We start from the raw sequence: 22,056 nt of genomic DNA on the forward strand, positions 1-22,056 counted from the left end.
GATGAACTTACATAACGATATAAAACAACTAATCATCGATTGCTTAGATCTAGAAGATGTCACCGTTGATGATATTGAAACAGAAGCGCCCCTATTTGGTGAAGGCTTAGGTTTAGATTCAATCGATGCTCTCGAGCTTGGCTTAGCGATTAAAAAAGAGTTCGATGTCAAAATCGAAGCGAACTCGGAAGCCACAAAAGCACACTTCTATAGCGTTGCCAGCTTGGCTAGCTTTATTGAGTCCCAGCGAGCTTAGGAGACATTATGCAAAGCCGTGAACAAATTCTTGAAGCCCTAACGCAGATCTTGGTCGATGAGTTTGAGATCGATGCTGAGGATATAACTCCAGAAGCTTCACTCTACCAAGAGCTTGATCTCGACAGCATAGATGCGGTCGATTTAGTGATAAAACTACAGCAGATGACAGGTAAAAAAATTAAACCTGAAGAGTTTAAAGCCGTTCGTACAGTGGATGACGTTGTCACAGCGATTGAAGGGCTAGTATAAGCGCCAATGCCGTTATTTTTATGACCAACAGCTGTTTAAGCTAGTGAAGAAGCCGATGCGCCTCTTTTCACAAAAAGCTCTGCAAATAGTCACGAGTGTAGTCTTACTCGGCTACCCTTTGGCCGTGTATTTCGGGCTCAACTATCTGCCTGCTGGCACCATAGCTATGGTTCTGTGTTCGCTGCTGATATTACGTTTAATCGTACAAAAACAGCAGGTAAAGTCGATGATCTTACCTGTAGCTGTCGGCATAGGGTTAACCGCAGCCAGTGCGATAGCGAAACGGCACGATTGGCTACTCTATTATCCTGTGGTGATAAATCTCAGCATGCTCGCCCTATTTGCTTATTCGCTAAAAATAGGCCCCAGCATGGTAGAGCGGCTAGCAAGACTCAAAGAGCCAGAGCTTCCTGATGAAGCGACGCCTTACTTGAAAAAAGTCACATTAATCTGGTGTGGCTTATTTGTTTTTAATGGCAGTGTAGCCCTTTATACCGCCTGCTATACAAGCTTAGAAACATGGACACTCTATAATGGGCTGATCGCCTACCTGCTTATCGGTTCGCTACTGGGTGGCGAGTGGTTATATCGAACTATATGGTTAAAAAAGTCATGACAGAGCTATTAAAATCTTGGTTATCCAAGGGGCCTTCCAGCCAACAACTTATCAGCTTCAATCACCATGATATCGTCACAGGGGCCGTATTTACTGGCCAAGTGGCACATCTGCACCAGCAACTAGTTCAATCCCCCTCAAAGCGTTGGTTATTAGCCAGTGAATCGAGCGACCTGTTTGCCGTCGGCCTATGTGCTGCAATGCTTGCAGGCAAAGAGATAATACTGCCAGCCAATACCCAAACTGGCAGCTTAAGTGAAATTACCCATGAGTTCGATGGTGTCATATCTGATCAAGCAATATGTGAAGGTAAATGCTTCATCATGCTGAAAAAGGATCATGCTTTAGCAAGCGCTACTTGGCCGGTAAGCACTCAATTTGGTGAGCTTATTCTGTTTACATCAGGAAGCAGTGGTCACCCTAAAGCTATCCACAAAACCCTTAATCAACTCGATGCCGAAGTAACAGTGCTTGAGCACACCTTTGCCAAACACTTGCCTCAATGCAGTGTGATCTCAACGGTTTCTCATCAGCATATCTATGGCCTTTTGTTTAAAATATTGTGGCCACTGGCTGCCAACCGTCCATTTTTAAGTGATCTAGTGGAATACCCAGAGACCTTAACTTACTACACCAGTCTTTTTCCGAACCTATGCCTTATCAGCAGCCCAGCTCAGCTCTCCCGTCTGCCCGATGCACTGGATAACGAAGCCCAACTGAGAGCACCAAGTTTGGTCTTCAGTTCAGGTGGACCACTAAATTACGATTCGGCTCAGGGGATCGCCCAATGCTACGGCAAACAGCCTATTGAGGTCTTTGGCAGTACAGAAACCGGTGGTATCGCCTTCCGCCGCCAGACTCAAGAAAATCAGGCTTGGCAGGTGTTCCATGGAATTGAAATTAAACAAGATAAAAAAGACTCAGCGCTTAATCTAAAATCGCCCTATCTGGAAGATGCCAACTGGCTAAGGTGTGAAGATCAGATAGAGTTGGTCGACGAAGGCTTATTCCATCTGTGTGGACGCTTAGATCGCATCATTAAGATCGAAGAGAAACGTGTCTCTTTGGTGCAGATGGAAGCACTACTTGAAAGTCACCCATTGATTGAACATGGGGCACTGGTTATGTTAACTGAACCAAGAACTCAACTTGGCGCAGCCATCACCCTATCAAAGCTGGGAAAGAAAGCCTTAGAGAGCGAAGGAAAATTAAGCCTAAACAATCACTTTAAGGCTCACCTGCTAACCCAATTTGAACGGGTTACCCTACCTAGACGCTGGCGCTACCCTGATACGCTACCGCTGAACAAACAAGGTAAACGCGTTCAGGCCCAGATACTTGAGTTATTCGATCATGATTAAATCCAGCTTACCTAAAATCCTCTCGAGCCACACTAGCGATGAGAGTATTGAGTGGCGTCTGCGCATCGATGCCGATCTGCCTTTTTTTAATGGCCATTTTCCTGAGCAAGCCGTGCTTCCAGGTGTCACTCAACTCGATTGGGCTATTCGCATGGGTTGCCAGCACTTTGGCTACCCTAACGATGTAGCCACCTTAGAGGTGCTTAAGTTTCAACAACTGATGTTGCCAGACTCAGAGGTCACGCTGCAGATATCTCTAAACTCAGCAAAAACTAAGCTGATATTCAGCTATTTTGATGGTGATAAGCGTTTTGGTTCAGGGCGTATCGCCCTGAGTGCTACAAGTCTGGCTAAGGTAGAGATTCGCTGATGTCACTGGCCTTAGTTATTCCCAACTATAACCACAGAGTCGCGATTGAGCAGACCCTTCAGGCACTCGCTCATCTCAATCTCCCCTGCTACTTAGTTAATGATGGTAGCGACGATAAAACCTGCCATCTCCTGCTTGAGCTTGATGCCAAATACCCTTGGGTGACCTTAATTCACCACCCTTTTAACCGAGGTAAAGGAGCTGCGGTCACAACGGGACTAAGAGCGGCGTATCAAGATGGTTTTACTCATGCCCTGCAAGTCGATGCCGACGGTCAGCACAATTTAGATGATATTCCAGCCATGATAACTAAGTCTGAGCTACATCCTCAGGCCTTGATCTCTGGATTGCCGCAATATGATGAATCAGTCCCTAAAGGTCGCTACTACGCTCGCTACCTCACCCATTTTTGGGTCTGGGTTGAAACCTTAAGTTTCGATATTCAAGATTCTATGTGTGGCTTTCGCGTCTATCCTCTGGCGGCTACCGAGCACCTATTTCTAACCGAGTCCCTAGGTGAGCGCATGGATTTCGATATCGAAATCTTAGTTCGTTTACATTGGCAAGGGGTTGAAGTACTCCACCTACCAACTCAGGTTATCTACCCAGAAGATGGTGTTAGCCACTTCCAAGGGCTGTGGGACAATATTCGCATATCTAGCATGCACACTCGCCTAGTGTTTGGCATGTTAAGGCGCTTGCCCCAGAGAGTATTTAAACAGAAAGATAATCAACACTGGTCAAGGATCAGTGAACGCGGCAGTTATTGGGGGATCAAACTACTTGCTGCCAGCTATAAGCTAGGCGGTCATTGGCTTTGCCGCGCTATCATGTACCCAGTGATCTTCTACTTCTTCCTGACAGGTCGTCATGCCCGTGAAGCATCACAAACATTTCTTAAGCAGGTAAAGGCATTCGATCCAGAGCACCCTCAACTCCAAGAGGAGGTAAGCTGGCGTCACAGTCTTAAACATTTTATCACCTTTGGTAATGCCGCACTGGATAGAATTGATGCCTGGTGCGATCGCATCCAGCTTAGCCAGATAGAGTTTCCCAACAGAGAGCTATTAGCAGAGCAACTCGAAGCGGGACAAGGTGCCGTGTTACTGGTTTCTCATTTAGGCAACCTTGAACTGTGTCGCGCCATCTGTATTAATCAGAAGCAAGTTAAAGTGAATGTGATGGTTATGACTCAAAATGCGGAAAACTTTAATCGCGTTTTGAAGCAGTTAAACCCAGATAGTTCACTCAATCTGATCCAAGTGACTGAACTTGGACCAACAACCTCCATGCTATTGCAGCAGAAGGTGGAACAGGGTGAACTCGTTGTCATTGCCGGAGACAGAACCTCGACCAACACTCAGGGTCGTGTCGTTTACTCCCCCTTTATGGGCAAAGAAGCGCCCTTCCCTCAAGGCCCCTTTATTCTTGCAGGTTTATTAGATTGCCCGGTTTATTTGATGTTCTGTCTAAGAGAGCAAGGGGTTTATCATGTCCATCTGGAAGCATTTTCAAACACATTAAAAGGGCCAAGAAAAGGCCGTATGCAAAGGCTCGAAGAAGCCGTCCATCACTACAGCGCACGACTCGAATATTATGCACGGCGAGAGCCACTGCAATGGTTTAATTTTTTTGATTTTTGGCATAAGGATTCAGAGATCCAGCGGACCAAACATCAGGGTGAAGATAGGACTGGTAAATAGATGACTCAGACGAACCAATCAAGCTCAAAGGATATGATTGTCCACTTTGGCCATAGGGCATTAAGCCTAGAAGATGTGGTTGCTGTTGCTAAGGGCGCTAAAGCAAAGCTTAAAGAGAGCAGTGATTATCAAAGCTATATTCAAAAAGGCGCAGACTTTATCGATAGCCTGCTCAGCGAAGAGGGCGTTGTTTATGGCGTCACCACAGGTTACGGCGATTCATGCACTGTCACTGTTGGGCTCGATCTTGTCCATGAGTTGCCTTTGCACCTCACCCGCTTTCATGGCTGCGGTTTAGGCGAGATCCTCTCTCCGATGCAATCACGTGCCGTTATGGCTTGCCGCTTAAGCTCACTAGCCGTAGGTAAATCTGGCGTAAGCTATGAGTTACTACAAAGAATTGAAACCTTACTAAACCTCAATATCACACCTGTGATCCCCGAAGAGGGCTCAGTTGGCGCCAGCGGTGACCTAACCCCACTCTCCTATCTAGCCGCAGTGTTAGTGGGCGAGCGTGATGTGATCTACCAAGGTAAACGTCAGCCAACGGCGGATGTCTATGCCGAGCTCAATATCACCCCATTAAAACTACGCCCTAAAGAGGGATTAGCTCTGATGAATGGCACAGCTGTGATGACGGCACTTGCTTGTTTAGCCTACGACAGAGCCCAATATTTGAGTCGATTGGCTAGCCGAATCACTGCCATGGCATCGCTAGCCTTAAAAGGTAACTCAAATCATTTCGATGATATCTTGTTTGCCGCTAAGCCCCATCCAGGACAAAACAAGATTGCCGCTTGGATACGTGAAGATCTCAATCACCACGAGCACCCAAGAAACTCTGACAGATTACAGGACAGATATTCTATCCGCTGTGCACCGCATATTATCGGCGTGCTACAAGATGCGCTTCCCTTTATGCGTCAGTTTATTGAAACCGAGCTAAACAGTGCCAACGATAACCCCATCGTCGACGCCGAAGGGGAACATATCCTCCATGGCGGCCACTTCTATGGTGGTCATATTGCATTTGTAATGGACTCGATGAAGAACACAGTTGCCAATATTGCCGACCTTATCGATCGTCAGATGGCATTAGTTATGGACCCTAAATTCAATAACGGCCTTCCTGCGAACCTTTCCGGTTCAACTGGAGCAAGACAAGCGATCAACCACGGCTTTAAAGCGGTGCAGATTGGCGTCTCAGCATGGACGGCTGAAGCATTAAAAAATACCATGCCTGCCAGTGTTTTCTCTCGCTCTACTGAATGTCATAACCAAGACAAGGTCAGCATGGGCACCATAGCGGCTCGTGATTGTATGCGAGTACTGCAACTGACAGAGCAAGTTGCGGCTGCAGCGTTATTAGCCATGTCACAGGGCATTAACCTGAGAATTGCACAAGGTGAGTTATGCCAATCATCACTGACACCTTCCGTTGCTAAGACATTAGAGCAGGTTAAAGTGGATTTTGAACTACTTACCGAAGACAGACCCTTAGAGCCGATTTTGAGACAAACAGTCGATAAGATCCAACAAGGCCAATGGGAAGTCTGCTCATGAAGGCTTTGCTAACCACAGAGCTTGAGGTGTTAATCCCTTTCCATGATGTGGACTCCATGGGGATCACATGGCATGGCAACTATCTCAGGTATTTTGAGATGGCTCGCTGTAAGTTACTCGATGAGATCCAATATGGTTACCGTGAGATGAAAGCCTCTGGCTACTCATGGCCCATCATAGATCTGCAGGTGAAGTATGTGCAGCCCAGCACCTTCGATCAAAAGGTGAAAGTAATCGCCTCTCTAGTCGAGTGGGAAAACCGCCTCAAGATCACTTATCAAGTCAGAGATTTAGAGAGCAATAAGAGGCTGACGAAGGGATATACCATACAAGCTGCCGTTGAGATGCCAAGTAATGAGATGTGCTTCGTGACTCCTGATGTGTTCAGAGAGAAGATTGCGCATTTAACAGGTGAGAAAGTAAGTCTACATGCCGACATCAACAAGGACACTAGCCTATGATCTCAGCTTTTCGACCGCAACAGATAACAAACAGGCTGACAGGGCTTAAGCTAAACACAACTTTGCTTATCACCTTGTTAGCAGTGCTCTGTGTTCAAACGGTACAATCTGCCTCATTTGATGCTCTTTTTGAATCAAGAGCTGACAATCAGCAGCTGGAAAAGCTAACGGATAGACTCGAGCTTGGTGAGAATGCCCAGGGGAAATTTACTCAATATCGCCAACTTAAAGTACTTAAAAAGCCCCTAATCAGTCATGGACAGTTTGCATTTGATTCAAGTTTGGGATTGGTATGGCAGCAGACTAGGCCATTTCCTTCGACATTAGTACTCAAGGATGGCGAGCTAATACAGATAGATAGCTCAGGTAATCGCCAAATTACTAAGGCCAGTGAAAGTCAGGGAGCTGGCGCCTTGGCTGAAACCATGCCCAAGCTATTAAAAGCACTGTTAAGCGGTGAAATAACAGCCCTAAATGATCAATTTAATCTCTATCTAATACACTCCAAAGAGTCTACCACCAGCAGCTCCTTGCAGGTCAATGGCTGGCAGTTAGGCTTAGTGCCAAAAGATCCTTTAATGCTCAAAGTGATCCCTCAAATGGTACTTCAGGGGGAAAATCAGCTACGCAGCTTAACCCTGCTTAGTAGCAATGGTGATACCAGTCGCATCGAATTTGAACAGATAAATAGCGATCCTTTAGATGAGGAGATGAAGCAGCTTATCTCTCCACAATCAGTAATGGAACAAGCTAAGCCACTAGCATCACAAGATGGTCTACCAGAGCCAAAACCTAAGCAGAAACCATGATAGATAAGCTTGCCGTACGACTGAGCCAGTGCTCAGCTAAGCTCAAATTTTCACTTTGGTTACTGCTGCTCTGCTTAACCTTAATCACTGGGCTACAGCTTTGGCAAGGTGGAGCTAAGATCCAAAGTGATATCTTAGCTATGTTACCTAAAATACAGGAAGATCCCTTAACACAAACCGCATTAAATAGGGTGGATCAAGAGCTCTCCAATAGCATCTATCTAGCGTTACTATCTGACAGTGAGGCTCAGGCGGTTCTCGCCGCTCAAACCTTAATATCTAACCTTAATAGCGATGAGAGAAACACTTTTACCCAAGTAAGAAGTGCAGATCTTAATCAAGCAGAAGCGCTAAACAGTTACTACTTCAACCATAGATTCAACCTGCTCACCCCCACGCAAGAGGCGCTGCTTAATTCGAATAAACTGGACAGTTTAATTCTTCAAACTCAGCAGCAGCTCTACAATGCTTTTGGCTATGCAAACAGTGGACTTATCGCTAAAGATCCTCTGTTGTTATATCCCGCCAACCTACAGGCGATGGCACCTAAACAAACACTGAAAGTCCAGCAGGGAATTCTAATCGGCGTCCAGCATGCCAGTGATATACATACTCAAGATAAAGTCGCAGCGATAGTGATGGCCAAAGGCGTTGGCAGCGCGTTTAACCCCAATATTCAACAGCAACAGATAAGCGTACTGCAACAGGCTTTCGATGAGATCCACCAGCAAGATGCCGATATAGAGATACTCAAAGCGGGCGCCCTGTTTCATGCAAGTGCTGCCACTCAAAGTGCTAAAACAGAGATATCCACCTTAGGAGTAGCCTCACTTATCGGGGTTAGTTTGTTAGTCTGGTTAGCATTTCGCTCTGTGATGCCACTGGCCATCGCCCTGCTTACCATAAGCACAAGTCTGTTAATCGCCGTGGTTGCCACCTTAGCTATTTTTTCAGAGCTTCACCTATTAACCTTAGTGTTTGGTACTAGCCTTATTGGTATCGCCATCGACTATAGCTTTCACTTCTATTGTGAGCGGCTCACGCAACCTAAATCTAACGCAACACAAGTGATCCAACATATCTTTCCAGCGATCACCTTAGCCCTGATAACCAGCGTGCTTGCCTATTCAGGTATAGGACTTGCCCCCTTCCCGGGGATGCAACAGGTGGCCGTTTTTTGCGCCGCAGGGCTTATCGCTGCTTACTTAACTATTCTACTGGCCTACCCTCTTTTAGCATCGGGCAAACTGCCAGAACGCTCAGCGCCTCTAGAGTTTGCTGAACATTACCTAAATACATTGAGCCGTTTTCAAGCCCAATTGAAGGGTAAAAAATCCCTACTTTTACTGATAGTGTTGATCACAATCGGCTCTCTAGGACTCACTAGACTGACCACAGATGATGACATTCGAAATCTTCAGCAGAGTCCAGAGTCTCTACAGCTCGAGGAGCAACAACTAAGGGCAATGCTCAGTGGCGGTACCGATAATCAATTCCTACTTGTCAGGGCTGACAGTGAAGAGTCACTTCTCCAATCCCTTGAGCAGCTAACACCTAGACTTAACAAGCTAATAGAAAAAGGGGTGATTGGTAATGCTTTTAGCCTGACAAGTTACCTGCCGAGTCAGCAGCAGCAAGCTCATAACTACCAGCTACAGGCAAAGATCTACCACAAACTCGACTATGTTTTGGACAACCTCGGGTTGGATGAAGCACTTCGCCCTGATCTCAAGCAGAGCTATAACCGAGCCGCAGGAAAATATATTGATGCCAGTTCCTTTATCAACTCAGATGCAGGTCAGCTGTTCGCTCCGCTTTGGATAGCAGCCGATGAACAACACGATGAGTTTGGTAGCATAGTCTTACTGGGGGGGATTACCGACCTGCCAACTTTGGTTAAACTCTTTCCCCATGGTAGCGAGATACAACTTATCGATAAAGTCGGAGATATCTCTGATATTATGGGGAAATATCGAGAGTTAACCTTAATCTTATTAGCCATCGCCATGACCATCGCAGCCGTGATATTCAGTAGCCGATTTAGCATTAAGCTAGCAGCTTTGGTCGTCGCAGTACCGGCACTTTCAGCCATATTAACCCTATCTCTACTTGGGTTAATCGGCTCGCCTCTGACTCTTTTTCATGCCTTGGCCCTAATACTTGTTTTCGGCATAGGCGTCGACTACAGCCTCTTCTTTGCGGAGTCTAAACAGCAGAGCAGAGGCGTGATGATGGCGGTCTTTATGTCGGCATGCTCGACAATTTTAGCATTCGGCTTGCTGGCATTTAGCAGCACACCCGCCATACACAACTTTGGACTCACACTCCTGTTAGGGATAGTCTTTACCTTTGCACTCTCCCCATTTATTCAAATTTTCACAAGGACCATTAAGTGATGCAAACAGCCTCAGCAACACAGGGCAAGCAAGCCGATATCGATGTTGTTATTATAGGTGCAGGACCATCGGGAAGCATCGCCGCTAGCCTGCTACATCAAGCGGGGAAACGAGTCGTGGTTATTGAGAAGCAACATTTCCCACGCTTCTCTATCGGTGAAAGTTTGCTCCCTTGCTGCATGCAGCTCATTGAAGAAGCCAATATGCTTGATGCCGTCAACGCTGCTGGATTTCAGTTTAAAAATGGCGCAGCTTTTCGCTATCGAGATCAATACATCAATTTCGATTTTACCGACAAGTTCACCCCAGGTCCGGGAACAACGTTTCAGGTAGAACGAGGCAACTTCGATAAATTACTAGCCGATACTGCCGCCGAGCAAGGGGTTGAGATCCGTTATGGTGAAACCGTTGAATCGGTCGATCTTAGCGCGGATCCCACGCTAAGCATTAGAGATGAAGCCGGTAAGCTTTACACTATTGAGGCTAAATACCTACTCGATGCCAGTGGTTTTGGCCGTGTATTACCCAGATTACTCAATCTGGAAAAGCCCTCTAATTTAGCCAACCGCAGCGCAGTATTCACCCATATTCAGGATAATATTGGTGATAAAGAGGTCGATGGTAAGCCTTTCGATCGCAATAAGATCCTTGTGAGCGTTCACCCTAAAAACAGAGATATCTGGTACTGGTTAATTCCCCTCAGTGAAGGCAAGTGCTCACTCGGCGTAGTGGGAGAGCCTCACCTGCTTAGTGGTCTGGAAGATAACTTAGAAGAGATGCTGTTGGATATGGTCAAACAGGAGCCCGGTCTAAACCAGCTACTGTCCGATGCAGAAGTACTTAGGGAGTGCGCCCTGCTAAAGGGATACTCCGCTAACGTCAGCACACTAGCAACCGATAAGTTCGCTCTACTGGGTAATGCAGGTGAGTTTCTTGACCCCGTTTTCTCCTCTGGCGTAACCATTGCGATGCAATCAGCTTCAATGGCGGTTAAATGTATCGCCAGACAACTCAATGGTACTCCAGTTAACTGGGAGCAAGAGTACAGTATCCCACTAATGCGAGGTGTAGATACGTTCCGCACTTATGTTGAAGCTTGGTATGATGGACGCTTTCAAGATGTGATCTTCTATGATGATCCCGACAATAAGATTAAGCAGATGATCTGCTCTATCTTGGCAGGTTACGCATGGGATGAGAGCAATCCCTTTGTAAATGACTCAAGAAAACGCTTAAACCTGATAGTAGAGCTATGTAAATAAATCAGTTTACGCTAAATGGGATGGTGGCTATGAACGGAATAGATAAGGGACAAAAAAATAGCAAGAGTCATGGGCTAATCATGTTGGCTCTGCTACTTGTGCTGTCTCTATCTGCCTGTAGTCAGATGTTGATGAGGCAGACCTGTGCCAGTTTAGCTATCACAAAGAGCGACTGCCTGGCCCCTTTACCAATATCAAATAAGCCAGAGACGGTAGAGTCTTTAGCCAATAAAAATACTAAAGAAAATAAGGACACAGAGAGCGAGTTATGATGAGCAAAACACGTCAGCGACGCATAAGATGGTCATACCTAATCTCACTCATCTTAATCCTATTTACCACGGCATGTAGCCATACTCTACAGAGACAGACCTGCGTCGCCTTGGCCAATGAAGTCAACTACTGCTTAGCGCCGATTCCAGCCAATAGCCAGATACACTCTCTCACTCAGCAGGTATCAATTGGCGTCGATGAAGAGCACCATGAGCTATTAACTCAGCTTGAGCTAGATAAACAGCAACTCACTCTAGTGGGCTTAGCGCCCTTAGGACAGGCCCTATTTACCTTAGTCTTCGATGGCAACACCCTGAGCAGCCAACAAAGCATGCTATTAGGTGATGAATTTAAAGCGGAATATCTGCTTGCGCTCATTCAATTAGCTTACTGGCCAACGGAGGACGTAAATTCATATTTACAGGGAGCAAGCCTAGTTAGCCAAGCCTGTGATGCAGCCAGATGTCGAACCATATATGCTAGCCAAAATGAGGAGATAATAGAGATAAGCTACGATCAAATCGATCCATGGAGAGCGGTGATAGAGCTTGCGATACCACAGGCAAAATTTAAACTCAAAATAACCCCAATTTAATTTCGTTATCGGCATTCCCAGCCATAACGACCGACGTTTGATGAAGATATAATGACAAAAATAGCTATCTCACACATGGGGTTATGTACTCCCTTAGGTCAGGATCAGAAACAGGTTCTCACGCGCTTAATCCAAGGAGATACTGGCGCTATGCTCCATCGGGACAACTTGATCCCCGAATCCAACACCTTAGTAGGAGAGGTCAGCGAACCACTTCCTCAAATTCCTGCCTCACTATCAAAATTTGAGTCCCGTAATAACCAACTCCTGCTCAGTGCTGCCAAGCAAATAACCGGTGCGGTCATGCAAGCTTGCAAGCAATATGGCCCACAACGTATCGGCATAGTATTGGGCACCAGCACCTCGGGTATCGCCACAGGTGAGGATGCATTAGCCCATAATGCCAAACACAACTCATTTCCTGACGGTTATCACTACTCCCAACAGGAACTAGGCAACAGCAGTGACTTTTTAAAGGCTTTATTTAATATCTCTGGCCCCTGTTACACTGTATCGACCGCGTGTTCCTCAAGCGCAAAAGTATTCTCCAGTGCCAGACGCCTATTAGAAGCAGACCTGTGTGATATGGTCATTGTTGGCGGCAGCGATAGCCTGTGCAAACTAACCCTTAACGGTTTTAACTCACTTGAGTCAGTCTCTAAAGGGCACTGCCAACCCTTTAGTGCCAACCGAGATGGGATCAATATCGGTGAAGGAGCGGCCCTGTTTACCTTAGAGCGAGGAGAAGCAGAAATTATGCTCGCAGGTATTGGTGAGTCCAGTGATGCACACCATATCTCAGCGCCTCACCCTGAAGGTCGTGGGGCAGTTTCAGCCATCAAGGCGGCATTAGATGATGCACAGATCCCGCCACAAAAGATCAGCTACATTAACCTACACGGCACTGCGACCCGTAAAAATGACGCTATGGAGAGCCGTGCACTAACCCAAGTTTTTGGCGAACAGACTCCTCCTTGCAGCTCAACTAAACCCTTAGTCGGCCACACTTTAGGAGCTGCTGGCGCAATCGAAGCTGCTTTTTGTTATCTCCTGCTCTCATCACTCAATACCGAGCAGCGTCTGCCGCCGCAGATCTGGGATCAAGACTCAGATCTTGATGACCCTAGTCTGCCATTAGTGAACAAGAACCAAACTGCTGAGCTTCACTATTTAATGAGTAATTCATTCGCCTTTGGCGGCAGTAATGCCAGCCTAATTTTCTGCCGTGGTAAGGATTCAAAATGAGCCAGGAAATAGAACTACAAACATTTGAGCTACCCACTCCCCTGTCTCAACTGTCTGTCGCAGAAGTCGTGCCCCACAGGGCGCCGATGATCCTTATCGATGAGCTTGTTGCCCATGAGGCAGACAGCCTAATCACTCAAACAAACATCACCACCGATAGTCCCTATTTCGACGAAACACTCAACGCAGTGCCCAACTATGTGGGCATCGAGTACATGGCCCAGAGCGTGGCAGCACTCGCCGGAGTTGAAGCCAAAAAACGTGGTGATATTATACGGGTAGGCTTTCTGCTCGGCAGTCGAAAGCTCAAGATGCATATACCTAACTATCAACTGGGTGAAAGCTACCGCACCCATGTCAGTCGCCTTTATCAAGAGGAGTCTGGACTCGCGGTTTTCGATTGTCAGATTTTCCACCATGACACTTTAGTGGCCGAAGCCAATGTTAACGTGTTCCAGCCTCAGGACACCCAAACCTATATTTCAGAGAGCCAAGGATAGAGAGATGAATAAAAGAGTACTAATAACTGGCTCGAGTCGCGGTATTGGCAAAGCTATCGCCCTGCAACTGGCAGAAGCCGGATTTGATATCGCCCTGCATTTTCACAGTAACAAAGTTGCCGCAGAGCAAACAAGAGAGGAGCTCAATAGCTTAGGAGTTAAGGTCTCTTTTCTGCAGTTTGATATCGCCGATCGTGAGGGAGTTAAAGCCGCCATCGACAGTGATATCGCTCAGTACGGTGCTTACTATGGTGTGGTTCTTAACGCTGGCATCAACTGCGACACCGCCTTCCCAGCGATGACGGAAGATGAGTGGGACAGCGTTGTACACACTAACTTAGATGGTTTTTATAACGTTATTCATCCAACGGTTATGCCGATGATCCAGACTCGCACTGGCGGACGGATAATCACCATGGCCTCTGTATCGGGTATTGCTGGTAATCGTGGTCAGGTCAATTACAGCGCCTCAAAGGCGGGGATTATTGGCGCAACAAAAGCCCTATCTTTGGAGCTTGCTAAGCGTAAAATCACCGTTAACTGTATTGCGCCAGGCTTGATCGAAACCGATATGGTCGCTGACATTCCTAAAGATATGGTCAAAGAGCTAGTACCAATGCGACGTATGGGTAAACCATCAGAGATAGCAGGACTCGCTAAATTTTTAATGTCGGAAGACGCTGCCTATATCACCCGTCAGGTGATCTCTGTCAATGGCGGCATGATCTAATGAAGCAAGCATTAAGGTTTTTACATAAAGAGGTAACCCTATGAGCAGACGTGTCGTGATCACCGGATTTGGCGGGATCTCATGCTTAGGTGACAATTGGGAGTCGATGGCAAGCAGCCTAAAAGCCCAGAAAAACTTTGTTGTAACTATGGACGAGTGGGATAAGTTTGACGGCTTAAACACTCGACTCGCCGCCCCTGTCACCGACTTTGAAAAGCCTGCTCATTACTCGCGAAAGAAGATCCGCTCTATGGGTCGTGTCTCTCTAATGGCCACCCGCGCCAGCGAACTTGCCCTAATCGATGCAAACCTACTAGACAGCCCAGTTGTTACCTCGGGCGCCATGGGGGTAGCCTACGGCTCCTCCACTGGTAGTACTGATCCCCTTATCGCCTTTGGCGATATGCTCAAAGAGGGGGATATGTCAGGTGTGACCGCCACTAGCTATATCCGCATGATGGCACACACTACCGCGGTCAATGTCGGTGTATTCTTCGGCCTCAAGGGACGAGTTCACACCACCAGCAGTGCCTGTACATCCGGCAGCCAAGGGATAGGCTATGCCTATGAAGCGATTAAATATGGCCAGCAGGACCTGATGCTTGCTGGCGGGGGTGAAGAGTTATGTCCCACAGAAGCAGTAGTATTCGACACGCTTTTTGCCACAAGTACCAAAAATGAAACTCCTGAATTAACACCTCGCCCTTTCGACAAAAACCGTGATGGTTTAGTCATAGGTGAAGGAGCCTGCACTTTAGTGCTTGAGGAGCTTGAACACGCGACGGCCCGCGGCGCTAAGATCTACGCAGAGATAGTTGGATTTGGGACAAACTCAGATGGACTACATGTAACCCAGCCTAATTCAGCAACGATGGAGATAGCCATCAGACATGCACTCAAAGATGCAGGCTTGCCGCCAGAGTCCATCGGCTATGTTAATGCTCACGGCACAGCAACGGATCGTGGCGATATCGCTGAAACACAAGCCACTAACGCAGTCTTCGGCCCTACTATGCCTATCTCGTCACTGAAAAGTTACACCGGCCACACCTTAGGCGCTTGCGGAGCACTCGAAGCATGGTGCTCTGTTGAGATGATGAATGCAGGTTGGTTTGCCCCTAGCCTAAACTTAACCGACATCGATCCTGAATGTGGTGAGCTCGACTACATCAAAGGTGAGATCCGCCATATCGAAACCAACTATGTGATGAGTAATAACTTTGCCTTTGGTGGCATTAATACCTCGCTTATCTTTAAGCGCTGGAGCTAAAAACAAAATGTGATCGTTATTTTTTAACCAGACGTATAGCGCAATGCAACCTAAATTATAAAGGAACATGCTATGCAACGTCTGTTTTCAAGTTTCGTTCTTACCGGTTTACTCACCCTTGTAGGGTGTAGTAGTGACGACAATAATACTGTGCCGGCTCCGGTTGATGTGTCACAAATTCGTGTAATTCATGCGAGTGCCGATGCGCCAATGGTAAACATAACCGCCAACAATCAGACACTACTTTCTGATGTCGATTATGCTATCTCTTCAGGTCTACTTAGCATCAACTCCGATAACTATGAAATCACAGTTGATGCTCAATTGCCTAATGGAGAAACAACAACAGTATTAACCACAGATCTAGTGGCAGAAAAAGATATCGAATATACCGCAGTGGCCATTGGAAATGTCGCAGGGGAATCACTAGATTTAGCATTAATTGCCAATGCTACGAGTGACATTGCTACTGGATACACCCGCGTTCAAGTACTCCACGGTGCTGTAGCCGTTGGCATGGTTGATATCTATGTAACCGAAGTCAATGCCGATATCAGCAATATGGCTCCTACACTATCAGTTGATTACATGGCAAACACTGATCAGTTGGAGATACTCGCTGGCAAGTACCAAATTCGAATTACTGCCGAGGGCCAAAAAGAAGTTGTTTACAACTCAGGAGATGTAACTCTAGAGGCTGAAACCGATTACTTACTCACTGCAATAACTAACGTCTGGAGTGGAGACTCACCAGTAGCACTGCTTGCCGCACTACCTGACGCACAAGTATTAATACAGGACAAAGATGCTGGAACCAACCTACGTGTCATTCATGCCGTCGCCGATGCGCCTGCCGTTGATGTATTCCTCGATGGCAACACAACACCTGCTGTAGATATGCTCTCTTTCAAACAAGCCACCGGATTTTTGAATGTGCCAGAGGGGGCTCACACTGTAACGGTCGCGGCAGATGCTGACAATTCAGTCGTGGTTATTAATGCCGCAGAGGTCGAATTAGAACAGGGAAGAAGTCACTCAGTATTTGCTGTCGGCTCCTTAACAGATTCAGACATCTCACCGTTAGTGGTAGTCGAAAATCCACGTCGAATCGCCACAGCAGCAAAACTCAATGTCACCCACACGTCATATTCTGCAGGAAACGTTGATATCTATTTAACTGCTACCAATGACATAAGTGATGCAACACCAGCGTTAAGTGACGTGCCTTTTAAAGCAACTTCTGGTGCACTATCGATTGCTGCAGGTGACTACGTAGTTAGTGTCACGCCGCACGATAGCAAAACTGTTGCAATTGGTCCTCTAGCAGTCACCTTAGAGGCAAATGGGGTATACAGTCTTGCAGCCGTAGATAACACCGGAGGCGGAATACCACTAGGTGTAATATTAATGGATGACTTCGTAGATAACTAAATCCCACGAAAAACAAAACGGAATATAGCTTTCAGTTATATTCCGTTTTATACATTAAAAACTCAAACCTTACTGGTAGGCAAGCTGATAAAACGTCCTTCAAAAATGGCACATTTTTTATCACCGCACCATAACTCAACCATTAACGGTATACGAACCCGTTTACCCCTTTGAAGCGCCGACAAATCAGCATCAGGCCACTCTGTTTTCGCCACAGGGTTAACATCAATCGGAGCTAAATAACGTATTTGCCCCTCGGCTAACACGATATCTCCCTCCACTTTGGCTAAACTCTGCTGCAACCACACCATGCCCCAGCCAGTGAGTGTCGCTAACGTGTAGATACTGCCAGCAAACATGGTTTTGTGAAGGTTGATATTTGGGGCTAATGGCGCAGATACAGCCAATGACTCGCCATCAAACGCAACAGGGGCTATCTGCATAAACTCGCTAACGGGGATAGTTTTATGCCAGGTATCCGTTAGCTTAGCTAACTGCTGTTCATATTCAATATTGGTAGTGTTTGATTCGATACTCACATCTACACCTGAAGATTAAATGTCACAGGCCCATCATTAACTAGACTCACCTGCATATCGGCGGCAAACTCACCGGTTTGAGTCGTCACACCTTTAGCTTTACAAAACTCAACAAACGCATCATATAAAGTTTTAGCCTGATCCGGCGTACCCGCACCAGAAAAGCTAGGCCTGAGTCCACGTCCCGTGTCGGCGGCTAGAGTAAACTGAGAAACCACTAACAGTGAGCCACCTGCCTGCTCTAGGTTAAGGTTCATCTTGCCGTTCTCATCACTAAAAACACGATAACTCATCACCTTAGTGGCCAACTTCTCCATCTTAGCCAAGTCATCCTCACGCTCAACACCGAGTAGAACCAGTAGACCTTTGTCGATTGCACCGATAGTGACACCATCGACATCCACTTTAGCCTGGGAAACACGTTGAATCAGGGCTATCACCTTACTCACTCTCCGATAAAATAATGATTTGAATGAAAAAGCGAAGACGCACGCTTTGCTTACGGATAACGGAACGCTCGCAAGCTCACTCACGGAAAAACAACTTTCCCATCTTTTCCGTAAGCGCAGCATTCCGTAAGTGACATAGTCACGCCTGTCAGGCCTCTCGGCTTGTACCGTCTTAGCCTTTTCTAGGACCTGCCTTCCATGCTTTTCCTAGAACCTAGAACCTTTGCTAGCTTTTCCTAGGCTCTTTTTAAATCCCCTGCATCACAGGAATGGGTTTAATCATCTTTTCCGCGCCTTTAGGTAATGAGTGACCTACTTGACGCAAACCTTCATCTGTCCACAACATAAATCTGCGGATCTCTTCGAGCTCAATAGTATCAACAAAGGTTGCAGCGCCCTGTACCTGAATCACCGCACCATTTTCACGCAGGGTAAATTTCGCAAAATTAAGCTTATGGTTGAGTGTACCGATAAGCACTAATAGATCTTTACTGCCCACCAGCTTAGGGTGTACGGCATAGAAACGATTCATCAAGATGCGGTCGATCCCATTAGGGTTAATGCTAGGTTGAAGTAAAAATTGGTTATCATCAAACAGTACAGCAACGCGATCTGAGCCAGCCATCTTGGCCAGATAATTTTTCTGAATAAGGGCTTCATAGAGTTTTTTAGTGGCATCACTGTTACTCATATCCCCCAAAGTCACCTGCTCAGGAGCCATACTCGCCTTAGGCGTTTCGTCACTATTTTCGGTCGCAGCACAAGCGCAAAGAGAGGTAAGAAATCCTGCGATAATGAGTTTTTTCATTGTATCTATTTTCCTTCTATATTACGTATCCGTTACGCTACCTGCCATCTTCCTTACGGCACAGACGACTTCATCAAACATCTTATCATTGGCTAAAGCGTGGTACCCGCCTTTAATCACCGAATAGGTTATCATTTTCTGACCATATTGAGAGATAAACTTCTCACCGATCATCGTTGGACAGACCCAATCCATTTCTCCCTGTAGTATCATGGTATTAGCTTTGATTTTACCCGCCACATCACGCATCAATCGATAGGAATTGAAGTACTGATTACCAGCAAAATGTAACTCGATTCTGGCTAAGCTTTTACCAAAGGAGAGACTCGCTTCAGATGGCTGGAATCCCGGCAGAGATAAGCTTAACTCCCAGATTAACCAACTATTGATATAGTCATTGTGGATCTCGATTTTCGGATTATTAAAGCCATCTTGATAATCACTAAACAGGGTCTGTAGTGAGCGTGTATAGGCTTGGTGGGAGGTAAATGCGAGGTACTCTTGAGGGAAAAGGGTCGATGCTCCATCAGGGCCATATAACCAACGAACTCCCTCGTCACTTGGCACAAATAACCCCCAAAATACTTGTGAGATCACTCTATCAGGAAATAGACCACTGTAGATAAAACCTAAGGTTGCACCATATGAGCCACCGACGACACACCAGCTTTCGATATTGAGCCTAAGGCGCACCGCTTCAATATCTCTTAGTAAGCACTGCAGATCATTGTGCCTCAACTCCCCTTTAGGTTTAGAACGACCAGCACCGCGCTGATCTAACATCAAGATGCGAAAACTGTCCCTATCAAATAGTTTCAGCTCCTCACCTGCACAGCCGCCACCTGGACCTCCATGTAGGTACAGCAAGGGAATACCATTTGGATTGCCATACTGAGCTAGGTGGAGCACATGTCCGTCACCAACATCTATCCAATCTCTACGAAGAAACGCGGGAAGCGCTTGGCTCATTTAACTCGGCTCTCCTTTATCGACTCCTCTACTGGCTTCAACGACGGCTCTTGTGATTGCTCTTGTGATTGTTCTTGTGGCAGCTCAGAGATAGAAAAGCTCACATCAGGCACCTGACTCACAACCTCTTTTTCACCGTTTTTATCTTCAACTGCCGACTGCTTTTTATCTAAATACTCAGGCATAGCCGCGGTGATCACCGCCCCAAGCAACACGATCATCCAGGAGAGGTAGACCCACAAGAACAGAATTGGAATGGTTGCTAACGCGCCATAGATAGCTTCATAAGTGGGGAATTTTGTCAGATACAGTGCAAACCCCTTCTTGCCAAACTCAAACATCAAGGCTGCAACGATGGCTCCCAACAGCGCATGGAAAAATTTAACCTTAGTGTTAGGCACCACCATGTAGATCAACAGGAAAGTCGCCACCGAAAACAGCATAGGCAGCCTTTCAACAAGCAAGGGCACCACACCTGAGAGGTCTGAGCCATTAAAAACTTTAAGTGATACCACATAGGAGGTCGCCACTAAGCTTGCTCCCATCAACACTGGCCCTAATGTCAGTACCATCCAATACATGGAAAATGAGATCACCATGGAGCGCTTCTCTTTGGTGTGCCATATGCTATTAAGTGACTTGTCGATACTGGAGATCAGCATGATCGCAACCACCATCAGGGCTGCAATACCAACGGCAGTCCCCTTGGATGCGTTGTCGACAAACTCATTGATATAAACCTGAACACTATCACCAGCCGAAGGGATGAAGTTATTATAGATAAAATCCTCGATCTGGCCTCGGATCCCTTGGAAAACAGGGAAAGCAGAAAGCATCGACATGGTCACTGCAACCATAGGCACCAAAGAGAGTAAACTCACATACGCCAGATGGCCTGCGCGAATATTAATCTGATCTTCCGCTAATCGTTGCTTTAGATGTATCATGAAGTGCCAGATACTTAGCATTAAAGTTTGAAATTGAGTCAAATTGATCTTTTTTTTCACAGCGCTCTCGATTCGATAATTAGAGTGTTGGCGTTGAATGCTTATATTCGTACAATAAAGCTTATAACCTAAGATTTACAAGTGTAAGGAATAAATAGATGTCACAACAAGGATCTGCAGGCAATGTGATTGCCGCAATCGCTAGTTTTTTCTTTGTAGGGCTAGGACAGTTAGTCCAAGGCCGCATACTGGCTGCAATTATTTTTTGTCTAACCACCTATGCTGCATACGGTATTGCCACTTTCACTTTTGGCCTATTTTTAATCATCGCGTTACCTTTACACCTATGGTGTATTATCGATGCTGCTAGATATAAGGCTGACTAACTAACCTATACCCAAGCTACCTCTCGATGCTGAATCCTGCACCTTGAAGCAGTTTGGATATATACTTAATCGGTTTACATGGGCATAAACAAGGACACCCTACCTGATGAAAAAACATATTTTAATGGCCATCGTTTCCACCAGCCTTCTGTTAAGCGGCTGTCAAAGTGCCTACTATGGGGCTATGGAAAAAGTGGGTTACCACAAGCGCGATATTATGGTCGACAGAGTCACTGACGCTAAAGAGTCTCAAGAGGAAGCACAGGAGCAGTTCAGCTCAGCTTTAGAGGAGATGCAGGCACTATTGAATCACGATGGTGGTGACTTAGAAAAAGCCTACAACAAGGCGAAAGATGAATATGAATCATCACAGGATGCGGCCGATGATGTTAGTAACCGTATTGAAAAAGTAGAAGATGTCGCCGATGCCCTATTCGATGAGTGGCAAACAGAGATAGGCGAGATAAGTAAAGCCAGCCTACGCCGCAACAGTGAATCTAAGCTTCGTGAAACTAAACGCTCCTATGAGCAGTTAGTCCGCACCATGAAGCGTGCAGAAGGCAAGATGGCGCCAGTGTTAACAGCCATGAAAGACAATATGCTCTACCTAAAGCACAACCTCAATGCTCAAGCCATAGGCGCAATTAAAGGCGAATTTGCCAGCCTACAAACCGATATTACAGGCTTAATCAAAGAGATGAATAAATCTATCGATGAGTCGACTAAGTTTATTGCTTCTATAGAGGGTAAGTAACTCACCTCAATTTATGCCAAAGGCCCTTTTAAAGGGCCTTTTTCTTTCTCGCCTCACCTCAAAAAAATAAACCCTTCCAATTGTTATAAATTTGTAACAATATTGACACTAA

Annotated in this window: 25 protein-coding genes; 20 read left to right on the plus strand and 5 right to left on the minus strand. The window is 46.2% G+C overall.

Annotated features, from left to right (window positions below):
* Position 1: 1 nt before the first annotated feature.
* The 18 genes from SWOO_RS23575 to SWOO_RS23660 all read left to right on the plus strand — a co-directional run bounded on the left by SWOO_RS23575 (position 2) and on the right by SWOO_RS23660 (position 17,092).
* A complete protein-coding gene (locus SWOO_RS23575) occupies positions 2–256 on the plus strand; it encodes a phosphopantetheine-binding protein (protein WP_041418391.1) in 255 nt (84 codons plus the stop codon).
* An 8-nt stretch (positions 257–264) separates the two neighbouring features.
* Positions 265–507 carry an acyl carrier protein gene (locus SWOO_RS23580; RefSeq protein WP_012327172.1) on the plus strand — a complete coding sequence of 81 codons (243 nt, stop codon included), beginning with the start codon at positions 265–267 and terminating at the stop codon, positions 505–507.
* A 55-nt stretch (positions 508–562) separates the two neighbouring features.
* Positions 563–1,123 (plus strand): COG4648 family protein, encoded by a 561-nt coding sequence (locus SWOO_RS23585; RefSeq protein ID WP_012327173.1) that lies wholly within the window; start codon positions 563–565, stop codon positions 1,121–1,123.
* Positions 1,120–2,484, plus strand: coding sequence for an AMP-binding protein (locus SWOO_RS23590; RefSeq protein ID WP_012327174.1), 1,365 nt, complete (start codon positions 1,120–1,122; stop codon positions 2,482–2,484). The genes SWOO_RS23585 and SWOO_RS23590 overlap by 4 nt, the downstream gene beginning before the upstream one ends.
* The gene (locus SWOO_RS23595) at positions 2,477–2,854 is read left to right on the plus strand and encodes an ApeI family dehydratase (protein WP_012327175.1); all 378 of its coding nucleotides are present in this window, start codon (positions 2,477–2,479) and stop codon (positions 2,852–2,854) included. The genes SWOO_RS23590 and SWOO_RS23595 overlap by 8 nt, the downstream gene beginning before the upstream one ends.
* The gene (locus SWOO_RS23600) at positions 2,854–4,557 is read left to right on the plus strand and encodes a glycosyltransferase family 2 protein (protein WP_012327176.1); all 1,704 of its coding nucleotides are present in this window, start codon (positions 2,854–2,856) and stop codon (positions 4,555–4,557) included. Before SWOO_RS23595 ends, SWOO_RS23600 begins: the two co-directional genes overlap by 1 nt.
* On the plus strand, positions 4,558–6,120 hold the full coding sequence (locus SWOO_RS23605) for an HAL/PAL/TAL family ammonia-lyase (protein WP_012327177.1): 1,563 nt from the start codon (positions 4,558–4,560) through the stop codon (positions 6,118–6,120).
* Positions 6,117–6,581 (plus strand): acyl-CoA thioesterase, encoded by a 465-nt coding sequence (locus SWOO_RS23610; RefSeq protein ID WP_012327178.1) that lies wholly within the window; start codon positions 6,117–6,119, stop codon positions 6,579–6,581. The genes SWOO_RS23605 and SWOO_RS23610 overlap by 4 nt, the downstream gene beginning before the upstream one ends.
* Entirely contained in the window at positions 6,578–7,390 is an 813-nt protein-coding gene (locus SWOO_RS23615; protein WP_012327179.1) for an outer membrane lipoprotein carrier protein LolA, read from the plus strand. Before SWOO_RS23610 ends, SWOO_RS23615 begins: the two co-directional genes overlap by 4 nt.
* A complete protein-coding gene (locus SWOO_RS23620) occupies positions 7,387–9,786 on the plus strand; it encodes an MMPL family transporter (RefSeq protein ID WP_012327180.1) in 2,400 nt (799 codons plus the stop codon). Before SWOO_RS23615 ends, SWOO_RS23620 begins: the two co-directional genes overlap by 4 nt.
* The gene (locus tag SWOO_RS23625) at positions 9,786–11,048 is read left to right on the plus strand and encodes an NAD(P)/FAD-dependent oxidoreductase (RefSeq protein WP_012327181.1); all 1,263 of its coding nucleotides are present in this window, start codon (positions 9,786–9,788) and stop codon (positions 11,046–11,048) included. The genes SWOO_RS23620 and SWOO_RS23625 overlap by 1 nt, the downstream gene beginning before the upstream one ends.
* A 29-nt stretch (positions 11,049–11,077) precedes the next feature.
* Positions 11,078–11,320, plus strand: a complete 243-nt coding sequence (locus SWOO_RS23630) for a hypothetical protein (protein ID WP_012327182.1) — start codon at positions 11,078–11,080, stop codon at positions 11,318–11,320.
* Positions 11,317–11,916: a DUF3261 domain-containing protein gene (locus tag SWOO_RS23635; RefSeq protein WP_012327183.1), complete on the plus strand. Its 600-nt coding sequence runs from the start codon at positions 11,317–11,319 to the stop codon at positions 11,914–11,916. The genes SWOO_RS23630 and SWOO_RS23635 overlap by 4 nt, the downstream gene beginning before the upstream one ends.
* Positions 11,917–11,967: 51 nt before the next feature.
* Positions 11,968–13,161 carry a beta-ketoacyl-[acyl-carrier-protein] synthase family protein gene (locus tag SWOO_RS23640; protein WP_012327184.1) on the plus strand — a complete coding sequence of 398 codons (1,194 nt, stop codon included), beginning with the start codon at positions 11,968–11,970 and terminating at the stop codon, positions 13,159–13,161.
* Complete coding sequence (locus tag SWOO_RS23645; RefSeq protein WP_012327185.1) at positions 13,158–13,661, plus strand: hotdog family protein; 504 nt, start codon at positions 13,158–13,160, stop codon at positions 13,659–13,661. The genes SWOO_RS23640 and SWOO_RS23645 overlap by 4 nt, the downstream gene beginning before the upstream one ends.
* A 4-nt stretch (positions 13,662–13,665) precedes the next feature.
* Positions 13,666–14,391 (plus strand): 3-ketoacyl-ACP reductase FabG2, encoded by a 726-nt coding sequence (locus tag SWOO_RS23650; RefSeq protein WP_012327186.1) that lies wholly within the window; start codon positions 13,666–13,668, stop codon positions 14,389–14,391.
* Between the two features lie 40 nt (positions 14,392–14,431).
* A complete protein-coding gene (locus SWOO_RS23655) occupies positions 14,432–15,661 on the plus strand; it encodes a beta-ketoacyl-ACP synthase (protein WP_012327187.1) in 1,230 nt (409 codons plus the stop codon).
* Between the two features lie 72 nt (positions 15,662–15,733).
* Complete coding sequence (locus SWOO_RS23660) at positions 15,734–17,092, plus strand: DUF4397 domain-containing protein (protein ID WP_012327188.1); 1,359 nt, start codon at positions 15,734–15,736, stop codon at positions 17,090–17,092.
* Positions 17,093–17,154: 62 nt separating this feature from the next.
* On the opposite strand, the gene SWOO_RS23665 is transcribed toward SWOO_RS23660, so the two are convergent.
* The 5 genes from SWOO_RS23665 to SWOO_RS23685 all read right to left on the minus strand — a co-directional run bounded on the left by SWOO_RS23665 (position 17,155) and on the right by SWOO_RS23685 (position 20,864).
* On the minus strand, positions 17,155–17,631 hold the full coding sequence (locus SWOO_RS23665) for a thioesterase domain-containing protein (protein WP_012327189.1): 477 nt from the start codon (positions 17,629–17,631) through the stop codon (positions 17,155–17,157).
* Between the two features lie 2 nt (positions 17,632–17,633).
* On the minus strand, positions 17,634–18,071 hold the full coding sequence (gene dtd, locus SWOO_RS23670) for a D-aminoacyl-tRNA deacylase (protein ID WP_012327190.1): 438 nt from the start codon (positions 18,069–18,071) through the stop codon (positions 17,634–17,636).
* A 256-nt stretch (positions 18,072–18,327) separates the two neighbouring features.
* Positions 18,328–18,888: a hypothetical protein gene (locus tag SWOO_RS23675; protein WP_012327191.1), complete on the minus strand. Its 561-nt coding sequence runs from the start codon at positions 18,886–18,888 to the stop codon at positions 18,328–18,330.
* A gap of 21 nt (positions 18,889–18,909) precedes the next feature.
* Positions 18,910–19,857, minus strand: coding sequence for an alpha/beta fold hydrolase (locus tag SWOO_RS23680; RefSeq protein WP_012327192.1), 948 nt, complete (start codon positions 19,855–19,857; stop codon positions 18,910–18,912).
* Positions 19,854–20,864, minus strand: coding sequence for a virulence factor BrkB family protein (locus SWOO_RS23685; protein WP_012327193.1), 1,011 nt, complete (start codon positions 20,862–20,864; stop codon positions 19,854–19,856). The genes SWOO_RS23680 and SWOO_RS23685 overlap by 4 nt, the downstream gene beginning before the upstream one ends.
* A gap of 98 nt (positions 20,865–20,962) precedes the next feature.
* Between SWOO_RS23685 and SWOO_RS23690 the strand changes: the two genes are divergently transcribed.
* Positions 20,963–21,190, plus strand: coding sequence for a hypothetical protein (locus SWOO_RS23690; RefSeq protein ID WP_012327194.1), 228 nt, complete (start codon positions 20,963–20,965; stop codon positions 21,188–21,190).
* Between the two features lie 106 nt (positions 21,191–21,296).
* The gene (locus SWOO_RS23695; protein WP_012327195.1) at positions 21,297–21,944 is read left to right on the plus strand and encodes a DUF2959 domain-containing protein; all 648 of its coding nucleotides are present in this window, start codon (positions 21,297–21,299) and stop codon (positions 21,942–21,944) included.
* Positions 21,945–22,056 lie beyond the last annotated feature (112 nt).

The organism is Shewanella woodyi ATCC 51908, from assembly GCF_000019525.1.
Classification (GTDB): Bacteria; Pseudomonadota; Gammaproteobacteria; order Enterobacterales; family Shewanellaceae; genus Shewanella; species Shewanella woodyi.